This window comes from Shewanella spartinae (assembly GCF_019457555.1).
Taxonomy (GTDB): Bacteria; Pseudomonadota; Gammaproteobacteria; order Enterobacterales; family Shewanellaceae; genus Shewanella; species Shewanella loihica.
Map to the genome: position 1 here is coordinate 1541053 of NZ_CP080418.1, position 26023 is coordinate 1567075.

The following is a 26023-nucleotide window of genomic DNA, read 5'->3' on the forward strand; positions in this document are numbered from 1 at the left end:
ATTTTTTATGCTTGCCATTTCTATATCTGCTTTGCCTGAGCAAGTTACCTAGAACTGATTTTATTGGCACAAGTATTGCTTTGTTTACGGTATTCGTGTGTGGAGGCAATTTTATGGCGATTAGTTTCGATAAGGCATTGGGGATACATCAGTATACCTTGGGGATACGTTCGGCGCGTGCCGAGGTGATCTCGTCAAATATCGCCAATGCCGATACGCCCCATTACAAGGCGAAAGACCTGGATTTTGATAAGGCGCTGCAGGCGGCGCGCACGGCCCAAAGCGGGCTTGCGATGAGCCGTAGCAACGAGAAGCACTTCGATTTGGCGGCGCTTTCCCAGCAACACATTAGCTATCGGGTGCCCAATCAGCCCGATACAGGTGATGGCAATACTGTGGATATTCAGCAGGAGCAGTCAGAGTTTATGCAGAATGCGCTCGAGTATCAGATGTCGTTAGGTTTTCTTGACGGTAAGTTTTCCGGCCTGAAAAAAGCCCTTAAAGGAACGTAATCATGAGCCTTTTTAATATCTTCAATGTGGCAGGCTCTGGCATGTCGGCCCAGTCGGTCAGGCTAAATACCACTGCCAGTAACATCGCTAATGCCGATTCAGTCTCCAGCAGTGTGGATAAGACCTATCGCGCCCGTCACCCGGTTTTCGAGGCCGAGCTAGCCAAGGCCAGTCATCAGCAGAATACCAGTCAGGCGGTCAAGGTGGCCGGTATTGTCGAGAGCGATAAGCCGTTACAGAAAGAGTATTCACCCGATCATCCGTTAGCGGATGCCGATGGGTTTATTTATAAGCCAAATGTCAATGTGATGGAGGAGATGGCCAACATGATCTCGGCCTCTCGTTCCTACCAGATGAACGTACAGGTTGCCGACGCGGCAAAATCTATGCTTCAGCAAACCTTGCGCATTGGCAATTCCTAGGGGGTAAGTCGTGAGCCTAGTTAATCCGTTAAATACTCAGGTTGCGCAAACCAGTTCGACCCAGAGCGCCAAGTCGGTGACGCCTCAGGCGTCGAGCAGTCAGGCAACCACACAGACTACGGGAAATCCGTTTCTCGACAGCATGCGTCTGCAAGAGGAGTCCTCGATCCCTGAGGCCAAGAGTCAGGAGCTGACCCAGGAGGATTTCTTCTCTCTGCTCAGTCAGCAGCTGTCGATGCAGGATCCTTTTAAGCCGGTGGACAACGATCAGATGATCGCCCAGATGGCGTCTTTCTCCACCGTAGATGGCATCACCAAGCTTAACGAGGAGATAGTTAACCTCAACACCGTGATGACCTCGAGCCAGGCGCTGCAGGCGTCAGGTCTGGTGGGGCAGAAGGTGTTGATCCCATCGGATACCGGTCATATTTCGGCTGAAGATCCCGTGCTTAAAGGGGTGATCAGTACCCCAGAGCCTATCGAGTCGATAACCGTGCGTATCGAAGACGAGAAGGGGCAGCTGGTGAAGACCTTCACCGTCGATGGTAGCGATGGCGGCAATATAGATGTCTCCTGGGATGGACTGGATAAGGATGGGGAACCCGTTGCCAGTGGTAACTATTCCATTAAGGCATCGGGCAAGGTAGATGGTAAGAGTGAAGATTTAGCCGTATCGACCTACGCTCACGTGACGAGTGTTTCGCTGGGAACGGCAAGTACCGGCGCAATTCTCAACTTGAGAGGCATAGGCGGTATCAAACTCGGTGATGTTCTGGCCGTGTCTGAAACCTAGACAAAGCAGAGCGTTAGGGCAGTTAGGTCCAGAACAGATAACAAATTTTTAGTGAGGTGATTTATGTCATTTAACATTGCATTGAGTGGTATCGCGGCGGCGCAAAAAGATCTCAATACCACGGCGAATAACATCGCTAACGTTAACACCACAGGCTTTAAAGAGTCGCGCGCCGAGTTCGCCGACGTGTATGCCAGCTCTATCTTTGCCAACAGCAAGACTACTGTCGGTGGCGGTGTTACCACGGCTCAGGTGGCACAGCAGTTCCAACAGGGCAGTCTGCAATTTACCAGCAACGCGCTGGATATGGCGATCAATGGCGGCGGTTTCTTTGTGACCTCATCGGAAGTGGGTTCACAGGATCTCTCCTACACCCGCGCCGGTGCCTTCAAGGTCGATGCCGACAGTTACCTGGTGAACTCTGCAGGTAACTACCTGCAGACCTTCCCGGTGGACAAAGATGGCAACTCGACCTCTGTGAGTCTGACAACTACTCAACCGGTGAAGATCCCTGACACTGCCGGTAGCCCACAGAAGACAGACAATATCGGTATTCAGATGAACCTCAACGCGGGTGAGGGCACGCTGGATCCAGCGAACTTTAATCCGAATGACCCCGATACCTACAACAACTCGACTTCGGTCACCATGTACGACTCACTGGGTGAGCCACATATTCTGACCACCTATTTCGTGCGTCCACCCGAGGCGGCTTACACAGGCACCAGTAACTGGGTGGCCTTCTATGCGGTTGACGGCAAGCAGGTGGATTTGGCGGGCGCCGCGGGCACCTATGGTCGTGATACTACGGGTGACGGTGTGGCTGACTCGACCGGCACAGCGGTTAACGCCAGCGGCTGGAAGGGCTCTGTGCTCTCGTTTAACGATACTGGTGCCTATACCGGCAGCGATCCTGCGGTGATCACCACAGAGACGCTCGGTGTCGGCGGCGCTAATGTGTTAGGCCCAGGTACAGATGGTAGCCAGACACTCACCCTTAACTTCAACAGCCCGACGCAATATGCCTCGCCATTCGAGGTAACCGAGCTGAGCCAGGACGGTACCACAGTGGGTCGTCTGACTAACGTGGAAGTGGGCGCCGATGGCTTGATTAACGCCAGCTACAGTAACGGCTCTACCGTGCCTCTGGCGCGTGTCGCCCTGGCGCGCTTCTCCAACGAGCAGGGCCTGACTCAGGTGGGTAACACCTCCTGGAAGGAGAGCCTGGACTCGGGTCCGGCACTGGCGGGTGAGGCCAACAGCGGCACCTTCGGTAGCATTCGCTCATCGGCGCTGGAGCAGTCAAACGTCGACCTGACCACTGAGCTGGTAGATCTTATCTCGGCCCAGCGTAACTTCCAGGCGAACTCGCGTACCTTAGAAGTGAACAACACCCTGCAGCAGACGGTACTGCAGATCCGTTAAGCTACCGCTTATTAGGACGAGTGAAATGTGTTGCCTTGGCGGCAACACATTTCCGCTTCTCTTGCCGCTTCTCCTTTCCTTCCTTAGCTTCATTTCTATCTGCTTGATTTCACCTGCTTAACCAAATCTATTGCTTGGCATGATGTTTGCTTTGTTCTGTTATTAGACAGTTTTAGTTGAAACATTGACGGAGCAGCAAGTGGATAAATTACTCTATGTCGCCATGAGTGGCGCCAAGCAGAATATGAATTCGCTGGCAGTGCGTGCCAACAACCTTGCCAATGCCAATACCGACGGCTTTAAGTCGGATCTGGAACAGGCCAGATCTATGCAGGCCTTTGGCGAAGGGTTGCCGACACGGGTGTTTTCGATGACAGAGAACCCGTCGGCTAACTTTGCCGCCGGTCCGATTAAGACCACGGGACGGGATCTCGATATCGCGGTGAAAGGTGACGGTTGGATTGCCGTGCAGGCCGTCGATGGCGGTGAGGCCTACACTCGCTCTGGCAGCCTGAGTTTCGATACTTCAGGCCTGCTGCGTAACGACAGAGGCAACCCTGTGATGGGTGATGCCGGTCCTATCGTGTTACCCCTTCCTATCGAAAAGGTCGAGATTGCCCAGGATGGCACCATCTCGGTAAGACCGCTCGGCTCAACCGCTGAGGTGATCGAGGAGGTCGGCCGTATCAAGTTGGTTAACCCTGGTAATCAAAACCTGATGCGTGGCGAAGATGGTCTGTTCCGTCAAATGTCTGGCGTTAACGCCCCGGCCGATCCCAATGTTGCCGTGGAAAGTGGCGCCATCGAAGGCAGCAATGTCAACGCCGTCGACGAGATGGTCTCTTTAATCGATCTGCAGCGCCAGTTTGAGATGCAGGTCAAGATGATGAAAACCGCCGAAGAGATGGATCAAGCCTCTTCGTCATTAATGCGCATTAGTTAGGAGATAGATTATGCATCCGGCGTTATGGATTAGTAAGACTGGCTTAGATGCCCAGCAAACAGATATCTCGGTGATCTCCAACAATGTGGCGAACGCGAGCACAGTTGGGTACAAGAAGAGCCGGGCTGTTTTCGAAGACCTGCTCTATCAAACCGTCAATCAGGCGGGTGGCATCAGCGCCTCCAACACCAAGTTACCCAACGGCCTGAACATAGGTGCGGGTACCAAGGTGGTGGCGACCCAGAAGATGTTCACCCAGGGCAATATGCTCACCACAGACAACTCACTGGATCTGATGATCGAAGGCCCGGGTTTCTTCGAGGTGCAGCTGCCAGACGGCACAACCGCCTATACCCGAAATGGTCAATTTACCTTGGACGATACCGGGCAGATAGTGACGCCAGGCTCTGGCTATGTGCTGCAACCGGCGATCACCATCCCGGATGATGCGACTAGCATTACCGTGTCTGCCGAAGGGGAGGTCTCGGTGAAGACCCCTGGCGCGGCGGAAAACCAGGTGGTGGGTCAGCTGAGCATGTCAGATTTCATCAATCCGAGCGGCCTGGATCCTATGGGGCAGAACCTCTATCTGGAAACCGGTGCCAGCGGCACGCCGATTCAGGGCACAGCCTCTCTGGATGGCATGGGCGCCATTCGTCAGGGCGCGCTGGAAACTTCTAACGTTAACGTGACCGAGGAGCTGGTGAACCTGATCGAGAGTCAACGTATCTACGAGATGAACTCTAAGGTGATCTCGGCCGTCGACCAGATGCTCTCTTACGTCAATCAGAATTTGTAGAGGTTTGATATGACTAAGTTTGATATGGCTAAGTCATCTGTCTTAGTGGTCGCGCTGGCGTTGGTGGGCTGTGCCTCAACCAACCAGAAGCCGATCGCCGATGACCCTTACTATGCACCAGTGTATCCCGAGGCGCCGCCGACTAAGATCGCCGCCACGGGCTCTATGTATCAGGATAGCCAGGCCTCTAGTCTCTATTCGGACATCAAAGCGCTTAAGGTCGGCGATATCATTACCGTGATCCTGCAAGAGTCGACCAAGGCGAAGAAGAGCGCCAACAACGAATTGAAGAAGGGTTCAGATCTGACGCTGGATCCTATCTATGCCGGAGGCGGCAACGTCACTATTAGCGGCTCACCCATAGATCTGCGCTACAAAGACAGCATGAACACCAAGCGTGAGTCGGATGCCGATCAGAGCAACAGCCTGTCGGGCAGCATTTCGGCCAATGTGATGCAGGTGCTGAATAACGGTAACCTGGTGATCCGCGGCGAGAAGTGGATCACCATCAATAACGGCGATGAGTTTGTCAGGTTGACCGGCATAGTACGCTCGCAGGATATCCGTCCCGACAACACCATAGACTCTCAGCGTGTGGCCAATGCCCGTATTCAATATAGCGGCACGGGCACCTTTGCCGATGCGCAGAAAGTGGGTTGGTTAAGCCAGTTCTTTATGAGCGACTGGTGGCCCTTCTAAGGAGCGATGCCATGAAGATGAAATTAATAATGGCCTGTGCCCTGATGGTGTTTTCCGCAGCCAGCTCGGCCCAGCGCATCAAAGATATCGCCAATGTACAAGGGGTACGTAGCAACCAGCTGATCGGCTATGGTCTGGTGGTTGGCCTGCCGGGCACCGGCGAGAAGACACGTTATACCGAGCAGACCTTCAAGACCATGCTGAAAAACTTCGGCATCAATCTGCCGGATAACTTTCGCCCCAAGATCAAGAACGTCGCCGTGGTGGCGGTGAGTGCCGACATGCCTGCCTTCATCAAGCCCGGTCAGACGCTTGATGTCACCGTCTCTAGCTTGGGTGAGGCCAAGAGCCTGCGCGGCGGTACCTTGCTGCAGACCTTCCTCAAGGGGGTCGACGGTAACGTGTATGCCATCGCCCAGGGCAGCATGGTGGTTAGCGGCTTTAGCGCCGAAGGACTCGATGGCTCTAAGGTGATTCAGAATACGCCGACCGTGGGGCGAATCCCCAATGGCGCCATCGTCGAGCGCACCGTGGCGACGCCATTTTCTACCGGCGATCACCTGACCTTTAACCTGCGCCGCGCCGATTTTTCGACGGCCAAGCGCCTCGCAGATGCCATCAACGATCTCTTAGGCCCTGGCATGGCCCGCCCACTGGATGCGGCTTCGGTGCAGGTGAGTGCGCCGCGGGATGTCTCCCAGCGCGTCTCTTTCCTGGCGACGCTGGAAAACATCGAAGTCGAGCCAGCGTCCGAGTCGGCCAAGGTGATCGTCAATTCCCGCACCGGCACCATAGTGGTGGGTAAAGATGTGCGCCTGCTGCCGGCGGCGGTGACCCATGGCGGCCTGACGGTGACTATCGCCGAGGCGACCCAGGTGTCTCAGCCTAATCCCTTGGCGGGGGGCGATACCGTGGTCACCAGCGACAGCACCATAGATGTGTCCGAAGCGGATAATCGCATGTTTCTGTTTAACCCTGGTACTACCCTCGATGAGCTGGTGCGGGCGGTGAATCTGGTCGGCGCCGCGCCATCTGACGTGTTAGCCATACTGGAAGCGTTAAAGGTGGCAGGTGCTTTGCATGGTGAGCTTATCATCATCTAAATTTTGTCGCAGACGAGTTAGTCGTCGCCAAGGCATCGGGACTCAACATGGATAAGCTGTCAAACGCATCGCATTTCTTGGACATAGGGGGCCTGGACTCCCTACGTGCCAAGGCGCAAAAAGATGACAAGGCGGCACTCAAAGAGGTGGCGCAGCAGTTTGAGGGCATCTTCGTGCAGATGTTGATGAAAAGCATGCGCGATGCCAATGCGGTGTTTGAGTCAGATAGCCCCATGAACAGCCAGTACACCAAATTTTACGAGCAGATGCATGATCAGCAGATGTCGGTCAACCTTTCGGATAAGGGGATGCTGGGCCTTGCGGATCTCATGGTGCAGCAGCTCTCGCCGCAGACCAGCCGGATGACGCCGGCTTCTGTGCTGCGTGGCGGCATGGTGAGTCCGGTTGCTAATAGTGCGCAACAAGTAGATAGACAATCTCTGGCTCAAGCAGAAGTTCAAAGCAAGGAATTAGGCGCCGATAAGCCCTTGCCGCGGATATTTGATGAGCTAGTGAGCGGCAAGGTCTTGCCGTCTCAGGCGCCAACAGGTTTGGCTAATAAGGGCTTCGAGAGCCGTGAGGCGTTCGTTAAGGCGGTCTATCCCCATGCGGAGCAGGCGGCTAAGGCCTTGGGTACCAGCCCAGAGGTATTGATTGCCCAGTCGGCACTCGAGACAGGTTGGGGACAGAAGATGGTGCGCCGCGCCGATGGTCAGCCTAGCAATAACCTATTTAACATCAAGGCCGATCGCCGCTGGGATGGTGAGCGGGCCGGCGTCAGTACTCTGGAGTTTGAACATGGGGTTGCGGTGAAGCAGCGCGCCGATTTCAGGGTGTATCAGGATATTAAACAAAGTTTTGACGATTTCGTCTCTTTCATCTCCGAAGGCGAGCGCTATCAAGAGGCGATGGACAAGGCCTCTAATCCCGCCGCCTTCATTCGAGGCCTGCAAGATGCCGGTTATGCCACAGACCCAGATTATGCCGACAAGGTGATCAAGGTGATGCAGGCGGTAACTCAGACAGTGGCTCAAACGGTAAACAAACAGCTTGGCGCGGCCATTGGCAAGTGACAAGTGGAGAAAGATAAGTGATGAGTGCTCAGTTAGCAACAGGTGCAATAAGAGGTAAAGCATAATGTCGATGGATCTGCTGAATATCGCCCGTACCGGCGTGCTTGCCTCTCAGTCGCAGCTGGCGGTGACCAGTAACAACATTACCAATGCCAATACTCAGGGTTACCACCGTCAGGTGGCTGAGCAGTCTAGCCTGGAGTCCCAGCGTCTGGGCAACAGCTTCTATGGCGCCGGCACCTATATTACCGACGTCAAACGTATCTATAACGAATATGCGGCCCGTGAGCTGCGTATCGGTCAGACGGCGCTGAGCCAGGCGCAGACCACCCAGACTAAGATGAGCGAGCTGGATCAGCTGTTTTCTCAGATAGGTAAGGCGGTGCCGCAGAGCCTTAACGATCTCTTTGCCGGGCTCAACAGCCTGGCGGATCTGCCCGATGATATGGGCATTCGCGGCAGTCTACTGGGTAATGCGGACCAGATCGCCAAGTCGCTCAATCAGATGCAGTCGCAGCTCGATGGTCAGATGAAGCAGACTAACGATCAGATCTCGGCTATGACAGATAGGATCAATGAGATCAGTACCGAACTTGGCCATATCAATCAGGAACTGATGAAGTCTCAGGGCGCCGACATGCAGCTGCTCGATAAGCAGGATGCCCTAATCCAGGAGCTCAGCGAATACGCTCAGGTTAACGTGATCCCACTCGAATCTGGCGCCAAGAGCATCATGCTCGGCGGCGCCGTGATGTTGGTATCCGGCGAAGTCTCTATGCAGATGGGCGCGACCACGGGTGACCCGTATCCTGGTGAGTTGCGTATCACCACTACGGCCGGCAATCAGACCTTAGTGGTCGATCCCAGCAAGATGGGCGGTAGCCTGGGAGCCCTGTTTCAATTTCGCGACGAGACACTGATCCCGGCGCAGCTAGAGATGGGCCAGTTGGCTCTGGGTATTGCCGACAGTTTTAATCAGGCGCAGTCCCAAGGCTTCGATCTTAATGGTGAAGTCGGCAGTGATCTCTTCTTGGATATTAACGATCCAGCCATGTCTGTGGGCCGCGCCGGCGCCTATGACAACAACACGGGTAACGCGGCACTTAGAGTCAACATAGATGATGTCAATGCCCTGTCCGGTGGCAGCTACGAGCTGACCTTTACTGCACCTGCTACTTATGAGCTCAGAGATCAGCAAACCGGCTCCGTGACGCCATTGACCCTTAATGGCAGTCAGCTGACCGGTGGTGACGGCTTTAGCATCAATATTGATTCTGGCGCCATGGCCTCGGGGGATAGGTTCGAGATCCGTCCCACATCCGGCGCTGCGGCCGGTATCAAGGTGGTGATGACAGATCCTAAGGGGATTGCCGCCGCTGCGCCAAAAATCACACAAGATGCCGCAAATTCTGGCAATACCCAGGTGAAACTAGTGAGTATCGACAATCGCAGTGTGGCTAACTTCCCTTTAACCGGCAGCGAGTTGACCTTCGAGATAGATACCACGGCAAATACCTTCGAAGTATTCGATGCGGCGGGCAACTCGCTTGGTGCGCCGACAGCCTTTACGCCGCCATCCATCAGTGCCTATGGCTTCACCTTCGAGGTGGATGCCAGCGCGCCAGCCACTGACAGGTTTACCTTCGACCTCAGCTTCGCCGAAGGGGATAACACCAATGCGGTCGCCATGGCAAAGCTCGCGGAAACCAAACTGATGAACAATGGCGGCTCGACTCTGGCCGATGTTTACGAAGGCACCAAGTTGCAGGTGGGTGGCAAGGCCAAAGCCGCCGAGGTGGCCTTCGGGTCGGCAGAAGCCGTCTATTCTCAGGCTTATACCCGGGTGCAGAGTGAGTCAGGGGTAAACCTGGATGAAGAGGCCGCCAATTTGATGCGCTTCCAACAGTCTTATCAGGCCTCGGCGCGGATCATGACCACGGCCACTGAAATTTTCGACACCCTCTTTAGTTCGGTGAGATAGGAGCCTTTATTATGCGGATCTCAACGGCGCAGATGTTTAATCAAAACATTAATAGCGTGCTTAACAAGCAATCGGCGACCAGCAAGATCATCGATCAGATCGCCAGTGGTAAGCGGGTCAATACTGCGGGCGACGATCCTGTGGCGGCTATCGGAATCGATAACCTTAATCAGCAAAATGCTCTGGTCGATCAGTTTATGAAGAATATCGACTACGCCACCAATCGCTTGGCCTTAACCGAGAGCAAGCTAGGCACAGCCGAAACCCTGACCGGCTCGGTTAGAGAGCAGATCCTGCGTGCAGTGAATGGCAGCCTGTCTGATTCTGAGCGGCAAATGATTGCCGATGAGCTGAAAGGCACATTGGAAGAGTTGGTTTCTGTGGCCAACACCAAAGATGAATCGGGCAACTATATGTTTTCCGGCTATGAAACTGGCAATCAGCCTTTTGCTTTCGATGCGGCGGGAAATGTGGTTTATAGCGGTGACAGTGGTGTGCGCCAGGCCATAGTGGCTTCAGGTGTCACCCTGGGCACCAATGTGCCAGGCGATCAGGCCTTTATGAATGCGCCATCAGGTCTTGGCGACTTTAGCGCCAATTATTTGTCGACTCAGACGGGGGATTTTCGTGTTCTGAGCGCCGCGATTAGCGATCCCGCCACCTATGTTGATGATACCTATAGCTTTACCATGAATGGCGCCAATCTTGAGATCCGCGATTCGTCCGCGACTCTGGTAACGACTGTGCCTAATTTCGATGCCGCCAATCCCATTAACTTCAACGGTATCGAGGTGAAACTCGATGGTCAGCCTGCCCCAGGGGATACCTTTAGTATCACGCCGCAATCTCAGGTGAGCGTCTTCGATACCATCAACCAGGCGATCACCTTGCTTGAAGATCCTAATAAGGTGAATACTCCCCAAGGTAAAGCTGAGTTGGCACAGATGTTGAATAATATCGATAGTGGTGTCAATCAGTTGAGCATTGCCCGGGGAGAAGCCGGTAATAGCTTAAAGCAAATTGAGCGTTACAGTTCGACCCATGTGGAAGAGAAACTGGTGAACAGTTCGGCGCTCTCAATGCTGGAAGATTTAGATTATGCCTCGGCGATAACTGAGCTCGAGAAACAACAGTTGGCCTTAAATGCCGTATCGAGTGTGTTTAGCAAAGTCGGGTCGACGACACTTTTTGATTATATCTAAACGGGCTCAGGCCTTTGACAAACTTAACTTCTAATTTATTAGCCAAGCTCAACGTCTTGGCAGTGCAACCAAGAAGAGGAAAACACAATGGCTATTAATGTTAATACCAATGTCACATCGATGAAGGCGCAGAAGAACCTAAATACTTCTTCTCAAAATCTGGCAACCTCTATGGAGCGCTTGTCGAGTGGCCTTCGCATCAACAGTGCGAAAGACGATGCCGCCGGTCTTGCGATCTCAAACCGTTTGAACTCTCAGGTTCGTGGTCTTGAGGTGGGGATGCGCAACGCGAACGATGCTATCTCTATCGCGCAGATCTCTGAAGGCGCAATGCAAGAGCAAACCAACATGCTGCAGCGTATGCGTGATCTGTCGATTCAATCTGAAAACGGCGCCAACAGCACTGCCGATCTACAAGCGTTGAAAGATGAGATGGACCAGCTCGCAGAAGAGATCACGGCGATCGGTAACAGTACCGCCTTTGGTAACACTAAGTTACTTACGGGTGAGTTTTCTGCTGGTAAGCTGTTCCAGGTAGGCCACCAGGACGGTGAAGATGTCACTATCTCAGTAGGCACATTGAACGCAGGTGTACTGTCAGTAAATAGCCTTACTGTGTTAACGTCAGCCGGCCGAGATTCCGCTATCGGTAAAATTGATGCGGCTATTAAGGTTATCGATACCCAGCGTGCCAAGTTAGGTGCGGTGCAAAACCGTCTGGCGCACAACATCAGTAACAGCGCAAATACTCAGGCTAACGTTGCCGATGCCAAGAGCCGCATCGTGGATGTGGATTTTGCCAAAGAAACCTCAACCATGACGAAGAATCAGGTGCTACAGCAGACAGGCTCTGCCATGTTGGCACAGGCTAACCAGTTACCTCAGGTTGCCCTGTCACTACTGGGTTAATCTCTCAGTTTTGGCCCACAATAAAACGGTGCAAATTAGTTTTTTGCACCGTTTTTTTCGTCTCTGTGTGATGTAAGTGCATGATATATATGTATTATAAAAAATAGCCTATTTTTTATAAAAAATTTTCTAAAGATCGAAAACCCTCTGCCGTTAAATATACTGTAACCCAGTAAGACCGGCCTGGCTTAAGTAGACAGGCTTAGTTTTAAGCCAGGTATAAAGAGGAATCGATTATGGCTATTACAGTAAACACTAACGTAACATCTCTAAAAGCACAGAAAAACCTAAACGCTTCAGGTAGCAACTTAGCGACTTCTATGGAACGTCTGTCTAGTGGTCTTCGCATTAACAGTGCAAAAGATGACGCAGCCGGTCTTGCGATTTCTAACCGTCTGAACTCTCAGGTTCGTGGTCTTGAAGTAGGTATGCGTAATGCTAACGACGCTATCTCTATCGCCCAGATCTCCGAAGGTGCGATGCAAGAGCAGACCAACATGCTGCAACGTATGCGTGACCTGTCTATTCAAGCTGAAAACGGCGCGAACAGCACTGCAGACCTTCAAGCTCTGAAAGATGAGATGGATGCACTTGCGACCGAGATCACTGCAATTGGTACTAACACTGCTTTTGGTGATACTAAGCTGCTTAACGGTGATTTCTCTGCTGGTAAGACTTTCCAGGTTGGTCACCAAGATGGCGAAGACATTAAGGTTTCTGTCGGTAAGTCTGATGCAGCTGCACTTTCAGTTAACTCACTGACAGTATTGACCTCTGCTGGTCGTGCTTCAGCTCTGACTAAAATTGATGCTGCAATCAAGAAGATCGATACTTCACGCGCTAAACTAGGTGCTGTGCAAAATCGTCTGGCACACAACATCAGCAACAGCGCTAACACTCAGGCTAACGTCGCTGACGCTAAGAGCCGTATCGTAGACGTGGATTTCGCGAAAGAAACCTCTGCTATGACTAAGAACCAAGTGCTTCAGCAAACCGGTTCAGCTATGCTAGCTCAAGCTAACCAGCTGCCACAGGTTGCCCTATCTTTACTCTAATAAAGTAATGGGTTAGACCGAGTTTGATGAAGACAAGGGAGGTTCGGCGACGGATCTCCCTTTCGTGATTTTAAGGATAAATTAACGAAGTAGAGGTATAGGTCATGGATATTAATACTGTTAATTCATCCAATGCTACAGCTGCTAAAATTGATATAGGCATGACGCCTGTTAAAGCAAATGCGGCAGAGGACGTGGAATTAGCCAAAGGTTCGATCAAGGCGGTCGAACAGAGCAATCAAGCCGAAGCGGCTCAGGCCGAAGAGCAATCGCCCGAAGCGATGCAGAAGTTGGTTGAAGAGATGTCAAATATGATGTCTGTGATGCGTAAAGGCTTGGCTTTTAAGATTGACGAAGATTCTGGCACAAATATTGTTAGCGTTATGGACATTGATTCGGGTGATGTGATCCGTCAAATTCCAAACGAAGAAGCATTGAGGTTGGCGCAGAAACTTTCTGAAGTCACTGGATTATTAATGAAAACTGAAGCCTAGGTTTCAGCTGGCGTTTGAGTAGAGGTAGTTATGGCATTAACGGCAACAGGCATAGGTTCAGGGCTTGATATCAACACGATTGTGGGGGTGCTGGTTGATGCTGAGAAGGTGCCTAAAGAAGCGATCTTTAATAAGACAGAAGACACAATCGATGCGAAAGTCTCAGCCATGGGCTCGCTAAAGAGTGCTCTGTCAAAGTTTCAGGATGCCCTTGAAAAACTCAAAGATGGCAGCAGTCTAAATCAACGTCAGGTTTCAACCGGTGACAGCAGCTTCTTTACGGCCACGGCTGATAAGAATGCGCAGACGGGTAGCTATAACATAGTCGTTGAGCAACTCGCCCAGCGTCACAAGGTGGCAGGGGCCTTCACGGCCGATGCCAGTGCAGCAGTAGGTGAGGGCAGTCTCGGCTTTACCGTAAATGGTCAGAGTTTCTCGGTCGATGTGGCCGCAGGCGACTCGCTGTCAGCCATTGCAGACAAGATTAACAGTGCCGACGACAATGTCGGGGTTACCGCAACGATAGTCACTACCGATGGTGGCAGTCGTCTGGTGATCAGTTCCGATACCGAAGGGCCGGATAATAACATCAGCGTAACTGCAAGCGATACGTCTGGTACAGGTCTTAGCGACATGTTTGGCCTAGGAAATCTGAGCGAAGTGCAGGCCGCCAAAGAGTCAATCGTCTACATAGATGGTCAGAAGCTACAGTCGCAAACCAACGAAATCAAAAATGCGATAGCCGGCGTGACCCTTAATCTCACCGACGCCGATCTAAATAAGACCTCAGTGCTTAAGATTGAACTCGATGAAGATGCGGTAAAAGAGAATGTTCAGGGCTTCGTCGACGCCTATAACAGCTTAATGAGCACCATAGATAAGGTCTCTTCCTATGATGCGGAAAAGGAAGTGGCATCGGCACTCCAAGGGGATTCGATGATACGCTCAATCGAGTCTCAGATGCGTAATATGATCTCAAATCGTGTCGATCTTGGTGGTGGGCAGTCGGTCGCCCTCTATGACATAGGCATAGAGGCGGATCGCTACGGCAAACTGTCGGTCAATAGCACTAAGCTGGATAAAGCCATCAGTGACGATATGAGTAGCATCGAGAGTTTGTTTGCAACAGATACCACAGGTTTGGCCAACAGATTGGATAGTTTAGTTGAGGGTTACGTTAAGAGTGGTGGCCTGATCGATTCTCGTAATAATATCTACACCGCTGATAAGAAGCGACTCGATGCGCAGCGCGAAGCATTTTCTTTGAAGATGGAGCAATTAGAATCCCGTCTATTTAAGCAGTTTAATGCGATGGATCTGGTTGTGGGTAAGCTGAATCAACAATCTGTCGGTATCGTTAATGGGTTGAACTCGCTACCGGGCGTCGTATCTCAGAAAGCCTAGTTGAGAGTGCTGTAAGAAGGAAGAGCATTGGAGCCTTTAGATAAGCTAAACGAACAAATTACCTTAGTTATGCGGCGTCTGGAACAGTTACCTGCCGAACAGGAAGACGCCGATGAGTTGGTATCGAACTTGCTAGACTTGGTTGGAAAGCGTCAACTTTTGCTCGACGAGGTGCTCGCCTCACCGAAAGAGGAAGACAGAGCCCTATTGCAGACTCAACTGGAATTAACCAGCAGCTTTACGACACAGGCGGTTAGCCTGTTAAAGCATCGTCAGGAGTTACTGCATGTCGGACGTAAGAGTCAACGCCAACTTAATGTTTATAAGTCTATAGATGCAGAAAGGTAGGTTTTTATGAGAAAGTCACTGCAGTCATATCGAAAGGTGTCATTAGAGAGCGAGATCTCAGTCGCTTCTCCACACCGAATTATCCAAATGATGTTTGAAGGTGCGCTGCAACGATTGGCCCAGAGTCGTTATGCAATAGAAAACAACGATATAGAAAATAAAGGTATCTATATCGGCAAGGCAATCGGCATCATCACAGGGCTTAACAACAGCCTGAATATGGAGGCGGGTGGCGAGATCGCCAGTAATCTTAGCGACCTCTATGATTTCATGTTGCGTAAAATCTCCGAGGCCAACATGAATAACGATGTAAAGGCAATCGATGATGTGAGCGAGATCATCCGAACCATCAAGGAAGGCTGGGACGCGATTCCCCAAAATGAACACCATTTAGCATCACACACAGAGGCAATCTAATCGCCTCGACTATCTTTCTGAACAACAACTTTTTGTCAGGCGTCAAACGATTGGCGCCTGATGCTTGATACGTTGAGAATTTGCTCTAAAATCAGATGAGTTTGTCAGAAAATGAATCTGATACTTGCTAATGTGCTGCTGATAATACACTATTCCGTGTGATAGTCATTTTTTGGAAAAACTGGATTAAAACGATTATCTCGCTTTCGAAGCAACTAACACTAATAATTAATGCGAATAACACTGAGTGCTTTACGGCCTTCTTAAATGATGCATACAGATCAACGAATTCTACTTGTCGGTAATCAGTCAGAGCGAATTAATCGCTTATCTTGTGTTTTTGAGTTTCTTGGTGAGCAGGTCGAGTTGCTTGCCGTCGACAAACTCGAATCTCGAATGTCGAATACCCGCTATAGAGCACTTGTGATTGCACAAGAGGCGCAAAACAAGACCCTGTTGCAATCTATCGCCACCTCTATGCCTTGGCAGCCAATCTTGTTGTTGGGCTCCAATGGCGATGTGTCGGCAGGCAATGTGTTGGGGTGTATCGAAGAGCCGTTAAATTATCCTCAGTTGACCGAGCTGCTGCATTTTTGCCAAGTATTTGTGCAGGCTAAGCGTCCAGATATTCCTACCAGTGGTAACCAGACAAAACTGTTTCGCAGCCTAGTAGGCCGCAGTGAAGGGATCGCCCAGGTGCGTCACCTGATCAATCAGGTCGCGGGCTCAGATGCTACTGTCTTGGTCTTAGGCCAGTCCGGTACAGGCAAAGAGGTGGTTGCTCGCAATATCCACTATATTTCCGATCGCCGTGATGGACCTTTCATCCCGGTGAACTGTGGCGCCATCCCGCCAGAGCTACTCGAGAGTGAGCTGTTCGGTCACGAGAAGGGCTCATTTACCGGTGCGATTAGTGCCCGCAAGGGACGCTTCGAACTTGCCGAAGGCGGAACCTTGTTCCTCGATGAGATAGGCGACATGCCCTTACAGATGCAGGTGAAGCTACTGCGTGTATTGCAAGAGCGCGTCTTCGAGCGTGTCGGTGGCAGCAAGCCTATTCATACCAATGTGCGTGTCATCGCGGCGACCCATAGAGAGCTTGAAACCATGATCGCCAATGGCGAGTTTCGCGAAGATCTCTTCTATCGCCTCAATGTGTTTCCCGTGGAGATGCCGGCCCTTTGCGAGCGTAAAGACGATATCCCACTTTTGCTGCAAGAATTAGTGAGCCGCGTTTATAACGAGGGACGTGGCAAGGTGCGCTTTACCCAGCGTGCGATTGAGTCACTCAAGGAACATAGCTGGTCGGGTAACGTGCGTGAACTCTCTAACCTGGTTGAGCGTCTGACGATCCTCTATCCGGGTGGCTTGGTCGATGTTAATGACCTGCCGCTTAAATACCGCCACATAGATGTGCCTGAATATCAGGTTCAGGTCAGTGAAGAGGAGTTGGAACGCGATGCGCTGGCCTCTATCTTCAGCGATGAGGTAGCGGTCGATATTCCCGAGAGCCGTTTCCCTAGCGAGTTGCCACCAGAAGGGGTGAACCTTAAGGATCTGTTGGCTGAGCTTGAGATCGATATGATTCGCCAGGCACTGGATCAACAAGACAATGTGGTGGCCCGCGCCGCAGAAATGCTTGGCATCCGCCGTACCACACTGGTTGAGAAGATGCGCAAGTATGGCATGAGTAAAGATTAATTCCTGCTCGCCGCACTCCATAATCAAGGGCCCATTTCTGGGCCTTTGTCGTATCTGACTCATAATTCTCTGTTAATTCTGACTTTTTGTTAGCTTTTTAATTGGCATGTTACCTGCATTGGCCTGTTTAGCAGCAAATTATTGACGGAGTGGTTATGGCCGCGAATCCAAAGGTGGCATATACAGCGCAGGCGCAGGTAACACTGGCTCCTTCCCAAGTTATGGGGGGTGAGGTGGCAAACGATGCCATCTCCAGCCGCATGGAACATATACTCCAGGCCATGCCATCGGGCGTAGTGATCCTCAATGGTGATGGTGTGGTGACAGATGCTAATCCCGTTGCCGTGCAATTGCTAGGGCAGCCCTTGGCGGGCATGCGCTGGTTACAGGTGATCAACCGTGCCTTTTCGCCCCAAGATGACGACGGTCACGAGGTCTCGTTGAAGAACGGTCGTCGGGTGAAGCTGGCGATCACGCCGCTAACGCCCGAGCCTGGTCAGCTCATCGTCTTGACCGACTTGACCGAAACCCGTCTGCTGCAGAAGAATCTCTCGCATCTGCAACGCCTCTCGGCCTTAGGTAAGATGGTAGCCAGCCTGGCCCACCAGGTGCGTACACCTTTGTCGGCGGCCTTACTCTACGCCGCGAACCTGGGGAGCCCTAAACTGACCCAGGCCTCGAGGGCGCGTTTTCAGGGCAAGCTTATCGACAGGCTCAATGAACTGTCGCAACAGGTGGATGACATGTTGCTGATGGCCAAGGGGCGTCAGCAGGAATTGACCGAAGTTTGCGACATGCAGCAGGTGATGACTAGCGTGATGGCCAACTGCGAACCTATCGCCGAGCGTAAGGGTTGCCAGCTGCATCTTAAGCTAGACACTCACTTGCGCTTTAAGGCTAATCCGGCGGCGCTAAGCTCGGCGATCAACAATCTGGTGATGAACAGTATCGAGGCCGGGGCCAGTCAGATCTGGCTTAATGCCCAAGATGAGGCGGGGACTGTCGCCTTCGAGGTGGTCGACAACGGTAAGGGGCTCGATACCAACATGCAGGAGAAGGTGTTAGAGCCTTTCTTTACCACTAAGGCCCAAGGCACAGGTCTGGGCTTAGCGGTAGTGCAGACGGTTGTGGCAAATCATCAGGGCCGCTTGCAACTCAATTGTATCGCGGGAAAGGGATGTCGCGCCTCGTTTAACCTGCCGGCTGTATCGGCCGAATCTGGGCTGGAGGTAAGCCATGGCTGAAGCCAAGATATTACTCGTTGAAGATGATGCGGCGCTGCGTGAAGCCCTAGTCGATACCTTGTTGCTGGCGCAGTATGAATGTGTCGATGTGGAATCGGCCGAGGCGGCCATCGTCGCGCTCAAGGGCCAGGAATTCGACATGGTGATCAGCGACGTGCAGATGGAGGGGATAGGCGGTCTCGGGCTGGTGAACTATCTTCAGCAGCATAATGCCCAGGTGCCTATCTTATTGATGACGGCCTTTGCGACCATAGACAGTGCGGTAAGCGCCATTAAGCTCGGCGCGGTGGACTATCTGGCGAAACCCTTCGCCCCAGAGGTGTTGCTCAACCAGGTGTCTCGTTATCTCAAACCTAAGCTTATCGAAGATCAACCTGTGGTCGCCGACGAGCGCAGCCTGGCGCTCTTGGCGCTGGCACAGAAGGTGGCCCAATCCGATGCCTCTGTGATGATCATGGGGCCGAGTGGCTCGGGTAAAGAGGTGCTTGCCCGCTATATTCATCAACACAGCCAGCGTGCCAACGAGCCATTTGTGGCAATCAACTGCGCGGCAATTCCTGAAAACATGCTCGAAGCCACACTGTTTGGTTACGAGAAGGGGGCCTTTACCGGCGCGTATCAGGCCTGTCCCGGTAAGTTTGAACAGGCTCAGGGCGGCACCTTGCTGCTCGATGAGATCTCCGAGATGGATTTGGGGTTGCAAGCCAAGCTGCTCAGGGTGTTGCAGGAACGGGAAGTCGAGCGACTCGGCGGCCGTAAGACGATCAAACTCGATGTGCGCGTGCTGGCGACCTCTAACCGAGATCTTAAGGCGATGGCGACTAAAGGCGATTTTAGGGATGATCTCTATTACCGTATCAATGTGTTTCCACTCACCTGGCCGGCGCTGCATCAACGCCCGGCGGATATCTTGCCGCTGGCGAGACACCTGGTGTTGCGTCATGCCAAGGCTGCCGGTTTAGCCGTGGCGCCAAGCCTGGACGATCAGGCAAGCAGGCGTCTATTGGGCCACAGGTGGCCGGGTAACGTGCGAGAGCTGGATAACGTGGTTCAGCGCGCCCTGATCTTACAGACAGGCGACACCATCTGCGCCAAGGATATCGTTATCGATACTCAAGATGTGGTGCTGGAGCCCAGCTTTGAGAGTGAAAAGGTAGCCGAGCCTGAGGGGCTGGGGGATGAGCTCAAGGCACAGGAACATGTGATCATCTTAGAGACCCTTAATCAGTGTAATGGCAGTCGCAAGCAGGTGGCCGAAAAGCTGGGTATCAGCGCCCGGACCCTGAGATATAAGATGGCGCGTATGCGCGACATGGGTATTCAGATCCCTGCCTGATAGGCGTAGCCGTTTTGGTCTATCTGCGTTAGTGAAGGAAACAAACCGCCGCTTTAGCGTCTCTACCGCCCATTTGAACATTTCGAAGCCGACACCCAATATACTGGTTTTGTCGGCTTTTTCTATTTTTGGCAAACATATTGCATTGGTCTGAATAAGAATAGATTTCGTCAATTTCACGACGATAGCGGAGGCCAAGATGCAGATAGGTGCCAATTCATTACTGCAAGAGATGCAGACACTCACAGGCGAAATTAAGCCTAATGGGATCACACCTAATATCACCCAGCAGGTGGCGAACACCAGTGGTAGCGACTTTGGTAGCCTCTTGTCTGAAGCGGTGGGCAATGTCAACGCGCTGCAGGCCACCTCATCCTCGCTGCAGACACGTCTGGATATGGGCGACACCCGGGTGACCCTGTCAGATACCGTGATCGCCAGAGAGAAGGCCAGCGTGGCATTCGAGGCCACCGTTCAGGTGCGCAACAAGCTGGTGGAAGCCTACAAAGAGATCATGAGTATGCCTGTCTAGGCATGGACTCCCTAAAGACTAAGAAAGATAACGGCAGGTATTTATCGTGAGCACAGATATGGTAGTCGGAACTGGCGCTGGCACAACACAGGATATGTTGGCAGGCGGCGTACAAGAAGAACATAAGCCGAGCGGCGGTATGTTTGGCGGTGTCGACATGCTCAGACAGATCACCATGATCCTGGCGCTGGCAATCTGTCTGGCGCTGGCCGTCTTCGTCATGTTGTGGGCCCAGGAGCCCGAATACCGTCCTCTGGGTAAGATGGATACCCAGGAGATGGTGCAGGTCTTGGATGTGCTGGACAAGAATAAGGTCAACTATCAGATCGATGTCGATGTGCTCAAGGTGCCCGAAGATCAGTACCAAGACGTCAAGATGATGCTGAGCCGCGCCGGTATCGATAACTCGCCGAGTCGTGACGATTACCTATCAAAAGACAGCGGCTTTGGCGTGAGCCAGCGCATGGAGGCCGCCAGACTGAAAAACAGTCAGGAGCAAAACCTGGCGCGCACCATCGAAGAGTTAAAGAGCGTCAGCCGTGCCAAGGTGATCCTGGCCATTCCTAAAGAGAACGTGTTTGCCCGTAATCGCTCCAAGCCTAGTGCGACCGTGGTGGTCAATACCCGCCGTGGCGGTCTGGGCCAGGAGGAGGTCGATTCCATCGTAGATATCGTTGCCTCGGCGGTGCACGGTCTCGAGCCGACTCGCGTTACTGTCACCGACGCTAACGGCCGCTTGCTAAACTCAGGCAGCCAAACCGCAGGTTCGGCCAGAGCCAGACGCGAGCTCGAGCTGGTGCAGCAGAAAGAAGCCGAATACCGCAGCAAAATTGAATCGATTCTGATGCCGATTCTGGGACCAGAGAACTTTACCGCCCAGGTCGATGTGAACATGGACTTCACCTCGGTCGAGCAGACCGCCAAGCGTTATAACCCGGATCTGCCCGCGGTGCGCAGCGAAATGACGGTTGAGAATAACTCTACCGGTGCGAGCACTGGTGGCATCGCCGGCGCGCTGAGCAACCAGCCACCGATGGAAGCCAATATTCCTCAGCAGGCTACCGGGACCAGCGCTCAGGAGCAGACCCTGCCGGGTTCCAGCCATAAGGAGGCGACCCGTAACTATGAGCTAGACACTACCATCAGCCATACCCGCCAGCAGGTGGGGGTGGTCAGACGGGTTAGCGTGTCGGTGGCGGTCGATTTCAAGACGGGACCTGCCGGTGAAGACGGTCAGGTGACCCGCGTTGCTCGCACCGAGCAGGAGCTGAGTAACATTCGCCGCCTGCTAGAAGGGGCCGTAGGCTTCAACACCCAGCGCGGCGACATGATAGAGGTGGTCACCGTTCCCTTCATGGATCAACTGGTAGAAGAGGCGCCGGCACAGGCCATTTACGAGGAGCCTTGGTTCTGGCGAGCCATCAAGCTGGTGATGGGCGGTCTAATCATCCTGGTGCTTATTCTGTTCGTGGTGCGCCCTATGCTCAAGCGCCTTATCTACCCAGATGGTCAGAAGATGCCGGATGCGCCATCTTTGGGTGACGAGTTAGCGGAGATTGAGGATCAGTATGCCGCCGATACGCTTGGCATGCTCAATCGTCCCGATGCGGAATACAGCTATGCCGACGATGGGTCAATTTTGATACCGGATCTGCATAAAGACGATGATATGATAAAGGCCATACGTGCATTGGTGGCCAACGAGCCTGAGTTGTCTACGCAAGTCGTCAAGGGATGGTTACAAGAAAATGAGTAAAGACAAAGAGATCGACACAGCTAACGGTGAGTTCAATACCAAAGATCTGACCGGTATCGAGAAGACAGCCATCCTGCTACTCAGCCTTAGCGAAGCCGACGCCGCCTCAATCTTGAAACACCTCGAGCCTAAGCAGGTGCAAAAGGTGGGTATGGCCATGGCGGCCATGAAAGATTTCGGCCAAAACAAGGTGATCGGCGTACATAAGCTGTTTCTGGAGGAGGTACAGAAATACTCCTCCATCGGCTTTAACAGCGAAGAGTTCGTGCGTAATGCCCTTACCGCAGCCTTGGGTGAAGATAAGGCGGGTAACCTTATCGAGCAGATCATCATGGGTGGTGGTGCCAAGGGCCTGGAGTCACTCAAGTGGATGGACGCCCGTCAGGTGGCCACCATTATTCAGAACGAACACCCGCAGATCCAGACGATTGTGCTCTCCTATCTCGAGCCGGATCAGGCCGCCGAAATTTTTGCCCAGGCACCTGAAAATACCCGTCTCGATTTGATGATGCGTATCGCCAACCTCGAAGAGGTGCAACCGGCGGCGCTGCAAGAGCTAAACGACATCATGGAGAAACAGTTTGCCGGTCAGGGCGGCGCGCAGGCGGCGAAGATGGGCGGCCTGAAGGCGGCGGCCAACATCATGAACTACCTGGATACTGGCGTCGAAAGCCAGCTGATGGAGACGCTGCGCGAGACCGACGAAGAGATGGCGCAGCAGATCCAAGATCTGATGTTTGTCTTCGAAAACCTGGCAGATGTCGACGACATGGGGATTCAGACCTTGCTGCGTGAAGTGCAGCAGGATGTGTTGATGAAGGCCCTCAAGGGGGCAGACGATCAACTCAAAGAGAAGATCCTCGGCAACATGTCCAAGCGTGCCGCCGAGCTGCTTAAAGACGATCTCGAGGCCATGGGCCCAATACGGATCAGCGAAGTGGAAGTGGCTCAGAAGGAGATCCTCTCTATTGCCCGTCGCTTAAGTGATGCAGGTGAGATTATACTTGGTGGTAGCGGCGGAGAAGAGTTCCTCTAATGACCATGTCTGGCGACAAGAAGCCCCAAGAGGGCCAAGGCGTACACACCACACAAGCCGATTTTAGCCATTGGCAGCTGCCCGATGTAACCCCTGTGGTGAATGAGCCCAAGGAGAACATGTTCGGCCGCATAGCCCCGCAAAAGGCGGCCAAGGCGGTCGATGAGCCGGTGATGCCTCCCACCCTGGAAGAGATCGAGTCGATCCGCGCCGAGGCCGAGGCCGAAGGCTTCGCTCAGGGCCAAGAAGCCGGTATGGCCAAGGGCTTGGAAGAGGGTCGACTGAAAGGCCTAGAGCAGGGCCACGAAGAGGGCCACCGTCAAGGCCAGGCTCAGGGTATGGAGGCCGGCCTCGCCGAGGCAAAACAGACGATCGCGAAATTTGAAGCCCTGATGCAGCAGCTATCAATGCCGCTCTCTCTGCTCGACACCGAAATAGAACAAGCGCTGGTTCAACTCAGCATGACCCTGGCCAAGGCGGTTATCGGCCACGAGCTTAAGACACATCCTGAACATATTCTCGCCGCCCTGCGCCAAGGGGTCGACGCCTTACCGCTCAAGGAGCAGGGGGCGCATCTGCGTCTACATCCAGAGGATCTTGCTATCGTCGAGCGACTCTATGAAAGCGCGCAGCTAACCCGAAATCATTGGGAGTTAGAGGCAGACCCAACCTTGAGCCGCGGCGAATGCATAGTGAGCAACAGCCGTAGCCGGGTGGATATGGGCCTGGATCATCGCATCAAGGCGGTGTTCGATAAGCTTATCGCCAGTGAGCAGCGCCTCGAGCAGCAAAGGCTACAGCAGCTAGCTGCCATGGAGAAGGTTCCCGATCATCAAAACCAAAACCAAGATCTAGACGGCGACGCAGCGCAAGCGGGCCTCGAAACAGATAGCCAGACAAGCGATCCGCAACAAACGCAAGCTGTTGACGCATCGCAAGTCGCGCCGAGCGAACAGATTGCACCAGAAGCACCGCAAGAGACGAGCCCAGATGAAGACACGTCAAAACCGGCTTCTTGATAAGTTAAGGCAGCATACCCAGGCGGTCGCCCCGTTTATGCCGGAGGCCTCGGGCCAGCTGGTGCGCGTGGTGGGCCTCACCCTGGAAGCCACCGGCTGCAAGGCGCCTGTGGGCAGCCTGTGTAGCATAGCCACCATGGCGGGAGATCTGATCGCCGAGGTGATAGGCTTCGATGACAAGCTGCTCTATCTGATGCCCATCGAGGAGCTAAGCGGCGTTATGCCAGGTGCCAAGGTGACGCCGCTGGGTGAGCAGACAGGGCTGAATGTCGGCATGGGCCTGCTTGGCCGCGTGCTCGACGGCAATGGTGCGCCGATTGACGGCTTGGGGCAGCTGCATACCGATCAGAAAGCTACCCGTCATGCCACCATGCTAAACCCCTTGGCGCGTCGCGCCATTAGCGAACCTTTGGATGTCGGGGTTCGTGCCATCAACGCCATGTTGACCGTAGGTAAGGGCCAACGTATGGGCTTGTTCGCTGGTTCGGGGGTGGGTAAGAGTGTGCTGCTGGGCATGATGACCCGGGGCACCACGGCCGATGTGATCGTGGTTGGTCTGGTCGGTGAGCGTGGCCGCGAGGTGAAAGAGTTTATCGAAGAGATCTTGGGCGCCGAGGGACGTGCCCGCAGCGTGGTGGTGGCGGCGCCCGCCGATACCTCGCCGCTGATGCGTCTTCGAGCCTGTGAGACCTCGACCCGTATAGCCGAGTATTTTCGCGATCTGGGTTACAACGTGCTACTCCTGATGGACAGCCTGACCCGCTACGCCCAGGCTCAGCGTGAGATCGCTCTGGCCGTCGGTGAGCCACCGGCCACCAAGGGCTATCCGCCCTCTGTGTTTGCCAAGCTGCCTAAGTTAGTGGAGCGAGCCGGTAACGGCGGTGCCGGCCAGGGCTCAATTACCGCCTTCTATACCGTGCTGACCGAGGGCGATGACTTGCAGGATCCGATCGCCGATGCGGCGCGGGCCATTCTCGACGGTCATATCGTGTTATCGCGGGCGTTAGCCGATTCGGGTCATTACCCGGCCATCGACGTCGAGGCCTCTATCAGCCGTGTGGCGCCTATGGTGATCAGTGACGCTCATCTGGAGGCGACGCGCCGGGTGAAGCAGATGTATTCCCTGTACCAACAGAATCGCGACCTCATCTCTATCGGTGCCTATACTCAGGGGAGCGACCCGCGTATCGATAACGCCATACGCCTGCAGCCAGCCATGAACGCCTTCCTGCGCCAGACCATGAAGGAAGCCATCAGCTTCGATTCCAGCGCCTTGATGCTGGGTCAATTGAGCGCCCAGTGTCAGGTCTAGCCTGAATTTTATCGGAGAGCGTAACGGCCATGGCAAAGCATGATCCCTTAGAGACAGTTCTTAAATTAGCCCTCGACGCCGAGGAGGCCGCGGCGACTCAGCTAAGAGGCGTGCAGTTGACGCTGAATAAATGTCGCCAGCAGCTCGATGCCCTGCAGCAGTATCGTCTCGATTACATGAAGCAGATGGAGGCGCAGCAGGGGCAAGTGATTGCCGCCAGCAGTTATCATCAGTTTCATCAGTTTATACGTCAGATTGACGAGGCGATCGAGAAGCAGGTCTTCGCCGTGTCGGAGACGGATAAGCAGCGTCAGAAGGCCCAGCAATATTGGCAGGGTAAGCAGCAAAAGCGCAAGGCGGTCGAGCTGTTACTCGCACATAAAGCCGAAGAAAAACAAAAGTTTGAGGCCAAACAGGAACAGAAGATGATCGACGAGTTTGCCTCTCAGCAGTTTTTCCGCCAGTCTGCCCGATAGCCTTAAGCTATATATGTGTGTAGAGGCTGGCG

The 26023-nt window shown here is 53.4% G+C and carries 26 protein-coding genes; all 26 read left to right on the forward strand.

Translation table 11 applies throughout. From position 1 onward, the window contains the following. The first annotated feature begins 113 nt into the window (after positions 1-113). The 26 genes from flgB to fliJ all read left to right on the forward strand — a co-directional run bounded on the left by flgB (position 114) and on the right by fliJ (position 25991). Complete coding sequence (gene flgB, locus K0I31_RS06825) at positions 114-512, forward strand: flagellar basal body rod protein FlgB (RefSeq protein ID WP_011865146.1); 399 nt, start codon at positions 114-116, stop codon at positions 510-512. Positions 513-514: 2 nt separating this feature from the next. Then, on the forward strand, positions 515-934 hold the full coding sequence (gene flgC / locus K0I31_RS06830) for a flagellar basal body rod protein FlgC (protein WP_011865147.1): 420 nt from the start codon (positions 515-517) through the stop codon (positions 932-934). A 10-nt stretch (positions 935-944) separates the two neighbouring features. Beyond that, on the forward strand, positions 945-1727 hold the full coding sequence (gene flgD, locus K0I31_RS06835; RefSeq protein ID WP_011865148.1) for a flagellar hook assembly protein FlgD: 783 nt from the start codon (positions 945-947) through the stop codon (positions 1725-1727). A 63-nt stretch (positions 1728-1790) separates the two neighbouring features. Beyond that, positions 1791-3152, forward strand: a complete 1362-nt coding sequence (gene flgE / locus K0I31_RS06840) for a flagellar hook protein FlgE (RefSeq protein WP_011865149.1) — start codon at positions 1791-1793, stop codon at positions 3150-3152. Between the two features lie 199 nt (positions 3153-3351). Then, positions 3352-4095: a flagellar basal-body rod protein FlgF gene (flgF, locus tag K0I31_RS06845; protein WP_220080333.1), complete on the forward strand. Its 744-nt coding sequence runs from the start codon at positions 3352-3354 to the stop codon at positions 4093-4095. A gap of 10 nt (positions 4096-4105) precedes the next feature. Then, complete coding sequence (flgG, locus tag K0I31_RS06850; RefSeq protein WP_011865151.1) at positions 4106-4894, forward strand: flagellar basal-body rod protein FlgG; 789 nt, start codon at positions 4106-4108, stop codon at positions 4892-4894. A 24-nt stretch (positions 4895-4918) separates the two neighbouring features. Beyond that, a complete protein-coding gene (flgH, locus tag K0I31_RS06855) occupies positions 4919-5593 on the forward strand; it encodes a flagellar basal body L-ring protein FlgH (RefSeq protein WP_041407052.1) in 675 nt (224 codons plus the stop codon). Between the two features lie 11 nt (positions 5594-5604). Next, the gene (locus K0I31_RS06860) at positions 5605-6696 is read left to right on the forward strand and encodes a flagellar basal body P-ring protein FlgI (protein WP_220080334.1); all 1092 of its coding nucleotides are present in this window, start codon (positions 5605-5607) and stop codon (positions 6694-6696) included. Between the two features lie 47 nt (positions 6697-6743). Beyond that, positions 6744-7769, forward strand: a complete 1026-nt coding sequence (gene flgJ, locus K0I31_RS06865) for a flagellar assembly peptidoglycan hydrolase FlgJ (protein WP_220080335.1) — start codon at positions 6744-6746, stop codon at positions 7767-7769. Between the two features lie 64 nt (positions 7770-7833). Next, positions 7834-9750 carry a flagellar hook-associated protein FlgK gene (gene flgK, locus K0I31_RS06870; RefSeq protein ID WP_220080336.1) on the forward strand — a complete coding sequence of 639 codons (1917 nt, stop codon included), beginning with the start codon at positions 7834-7836 and terminating at the stop codon, positions 9748-9750. Between the two features lie 11 nt (positions 9751-9761). Then, positions 9762-10952, forward strand: a complete 1191-nt coding sequence (gene flgL / locus K0I31_RS06875; RefSeq protein ID WP_220080337.1) for a flagellar hook-associated protein FlgL — start codon at positions 9762-9764, stop codon at positions 10950-10952. Positions 10953-11039: 87 nt separating this feature from the next. Then, positions 11040-11861 carry a flagellin N-terminal helical domain-containing protein gene (locus K0I31_RS06880; RefSeq protein ID WP_011865157.1) on the forward strand — a complete coding sequence of 274 codons (822 nt, stop codon included), beginning with the start codon at positions 11040-11042 and terminating at the stop codon, positions 11859-11861. 236 nt (positions 11862-12097) lie between these two features. Beyond that, positions 12098-12916, forward strand: a complete 819-nt coding sequence (locus K0I31_RS06885; protein WP_011865158.1) for a flagellin N-terminal helical domain-containing protein — start codon at positions 12098-12100, stop codon at positions 12914-12916. A 104-nt stretch (positions 12917-13020) separates the two neighbouring features. Beyond that, entirely contained in the window at positions 13021-13410 is a 390-nt protein-coding gene (locus K0I31_RS06890) for a flagellar protein FlaG (RefSeq protein WP_011865159.1), read from the forward strand. A gap of 30 nt (positions 13411-13440) precedes the next feature. After that, complete coding sequence (gene fliD, locus K0I31_RS06895) at positions 13441-14814, forward strand: flagellar filament capping protein FliD (RefSeq protein WP_220080338.1); 1374 nt, start codon at positions 13441-13443, stop codon at positions 14812-14814. A 27-nt stretch (positions 14815-14841) separates the two neighbouring features. Further along, on the forward strand, positions 14842-15162 hold the full coding sequence (locus tag K0I31_RS06900; protein WP_220080339.1) for a hypothetical protein: 321 nt from the start codon (positions 14842-14844) through the stop codon (positions 15160-15162). Between the two features lie 6 nt (positions 15163-15168). Continuing rightward, a complete protein-coding gene (gene fliS / locus K0I31_RS06905; RefSeq protein ID WP_144204202.1) occupies positions 15169-15579 on the forward strand; it encodes a flagellar export chaperone FliS in 411 nt (136 codons plus the stop codon). Between the two features lie 267 nt (positions 15580-15846). Continuing rightward, positions 15847-17280, forward strand: coding sequence for a sigma-54 dependent transcriptional regulator (locus K0I31_RS06910; protein WP_220044735.1), 1434 nt, complete (start codon positions 15847-15849; stop codon positions 17278-17280). A gap of 221 nt (positions 17281-17501) precedes the next feature. Beyond that, a complete protein-coding gene (locus tag K0I31_RS06915; RefSeq protein WP_434086919.1) occupies positions 17502-18524 on the forward strand; it encodes a sensor histidine kinase in 1023 nt (340 codons plus the stop codon). Then, entirely contained in the window at positions 18517-19860 is a 1344-nt protein-coding gene (locus K0I31_RS06920) for a sigma-54-dependent transcriptional regulator (protein WP_220080341.1), read from the forward strand. Before K0I31_RS06915 ends, K0I31_RS06920 begins: the two co-directional genes overlap by 8 nt. A 199-nt stretch (positions 19861-20059) precedes the next feature. Next, on the forward strand, positions 20060-20392 hold the full coding sequence (gene fliE, locus K0I31_RS06925) for a flagellar hook-basal body complex protein FliE (RefSeq protein ID WP_011865166.1): 333 nt from the start codon (positions 20060-20062) through the stop codon (positions 20390-20392). Positions 20393-20450: 58 nt separating this feature from the next. Continuing rightward, the gene (gene fliF / locus K0I31_RS06930) at positions 20451-22148 is read left to right on the forward strand and encodes a flagellar basal-body MS-ring/collar protein FliF (RefSeq protein ID WP_220080342.1); all 1698 of its coding nucleotides are present in this window, start codon (positions 20451-20453) and stop codon (positions 22146-22148) included. Next, entirely contained in the window at positions 22141-23184 is a 1044-nt protein-coding gene (gene fliG / locus K0I31_RS06935; protein WP_011865168.1) for a flagellar motor switch protein FliG, read from the forward strand. Before fliF ends, fliG begins: the two co-directional genes overlap by 8 nt. After that, complete coding sequence (fliH, locus tag K0I31_RS06940) at positions 23184-24203, forward strand: flagellar assembly protein FliH (RefSeq protein ID WP_220080343.1); 1020 nt, start codon at positions 23184-23186, stop codon at positions 24201-24203. The genes fliG and fliH overlap by 1 nt, the downstream gene beginning before the upstream one ends. Beyond that, entirely contained in the window at positions 24175-25515 is a 1341-nt protein-coding gene (gene fliI, locus K0I31_RS06945; protein ID WP_144204208.1) for a flagellar protein export ATPase FliI, read from the forward strand. Before fliH ends, fliI begins: the two co-directional genes overlap by 29 nt. Positions 25516-25544: 29 nt before the next feature. Further along, positions 25545-25991 (forward strand): flagellar export protein FliJ, encoded by a 447-nt coding sequence (fliJ, locus tag K0I31_RS06950; protein WP_220080344.1) that lies wholly within the window; start codon positions 25545-25547, stop codon positions 25989-25991. Positions 25992-26023 lie beyond the last annotated feature (32 nt).

What these genes read in the sequence shown, in the direction of transcription:
- flgB (WP_011865146.1), top strand. Translation starts at nt 114, where the DNA reads ATGGCGATTAGTTTCGATAAGGCATTGGGGATACATCAGTATACCTTG.
- flgC (WP_011865147.1), top strand. Translation starts at nt 515, where the DNA reads ATGAGCCTTTTTAATATCTTCAATGTGGCAGGCTCTGGCATGTCGGCC.
- flgE (WP_011865149.1), top strand. Translation starts at nt 1,791, where the DNA reads ATGTCATTTAACATTGCATTGAGTGGTATCGCGGCGGCGCAAAAAGAT.
- flgG (WP_011865151.1), top strand. Translation starts at nt 4,106, where the DNA reads ATGCATCCGGCGTTATGGATTAGTAAGACTGGCTTAGATGCCCAGCAA.
- flgH (WP_041407052.1), top strand. Translation starts at nt 4,919, where the DNA reads ATGGCTAAGTCATCTGTCTTAGTGGTCGCGCTGGCGTTGGTGGGCTGT.
- K0I31_RS06860 (WP_220080334.1), top strand. Translation starts at nt 5,605, where the DNA reads ATGAAGATGAAATTAATAATGGCCTGTGCCCTGATGGTGTTTTCCGCA.
- flgJ (WP_220080335.1), top strand. Translation starts at nt 6,744, where the DNA reads ATGGATAAGCTGTCAAACGCATCGCATTTCTTGGACATAGGGGGCCTG.
- flgK (WP_220080336.1), top strand. Translation starts at nt 7,834, where the DNA reads ATGTCGATGGATCTGCTGAATATCGCCCGTACCGGCGTGCTTGCCTCT.
- flgL (WP_220080337.1), top strand. Translation starts at nt 9,762, where the DNA reads ATGCGGATCTCAACGGCGCAGATGTTTAATCAAAACATTAATAGCGTG.
- K0I31_RS06880 (WP_011865157.1), top strand. Translation starts at nt 11,040, where the DNA reads ATGGCTATTAATGTTAATACCAATGTCACATCGATGAAGGCGCAGAAG.
- K0I31_RS06885 (WP_011865158.1), top strand. Translation starts at nt 12,098, where the DNA reads ATGGCTATTACAGTAAACACTAACGTAACATCTCTAAAAGCACAGAAA.
- K0I31_RS06890 (WP_011865159.1), top strand. Translation starts at nt 13,021, where the DNA reads ATGGATATTAATACTGTTAATTCATCCAATGCTACAGCTGCTAAAATT.
- fliD (WP_220080338.1), top strand. Translation starts at nt 13,441, where the DNA reads ATGGCATTAACGGCAACAGGCATAGGTTCAGGGCTTGATATCAACACG.
- fliS (WP_144204202.1), top strand. Translation starts at nt 15,169, where the DNA reads ATGAGAAAGTCACTGCAGTCATATCGAAAGGTGTCATTAGAGAGCGAG.
- K0I31_RS06910 (WP_220044735.1), top strand. Translation starts at nt 15,847, where the DNA reads ATGATGCATACAGATCAACGAATTCTACTTGTCGGTAATCAGTCAGAG.
- K0I31_RS06915 (WP_434086919.1), top strand. Translation starts at nt 17,502, where the DNA reads ATGGGGGGTGAGGTGGCAAACGATGCCATCTCCAGCCGCATGGAACAT.
- K0I31_RS06920 (WP_220080341.1), top strand. Translation starts at nt 18,517, where the DNA reads ATGGCTGAAGCCAAGATATTACTCGTTGAAGATGATGCGGCGCTGCGT.
- fliE (WP_011865166.1), top strand. Translation starts at nt 20,060, where the DNA reads ATGCAGATAGGTGCCAATTCATTACTGCAAGAGATGCAGACACTCACA.
- fliF (WP_220080342.1), top strand. Translation starts at nt 20,451, where the DNA reads ATGGTAGTCGGAACTGGCGCTGGCACAACACAGGATATGTTGGCAGGC.
- fliG (WP_011865168.1), top strand. Translation starts at nt 22,141, where the DNA reads ATGAGTAAAGACAAAGAGATCGACACAGCTAACGGTGAGTTCAATACC.
- fliH (WP_220080343.1), top strand. Translation starts at nt 23,184, where the DNA reads ATGACCATGTCTGGCGACAAGAAGCCCCAAGAGGGCCAAGGCGTACAC.
- fliI (WP_144204208.1), top strand. Translation starts at nt 24,175, where the DNA reads ATGAAGACACGTCAAAACCGGCTTCTTGATAAGTTAAGGCAGCATACC.
- fliJ (WP_220080344.1), top strand. Translation starts at nt 25,545, where the DNA reads ATGGCAAAGCATGATCCCTTAGAGACAGTTCTTAAATTAGCCCTCGAC.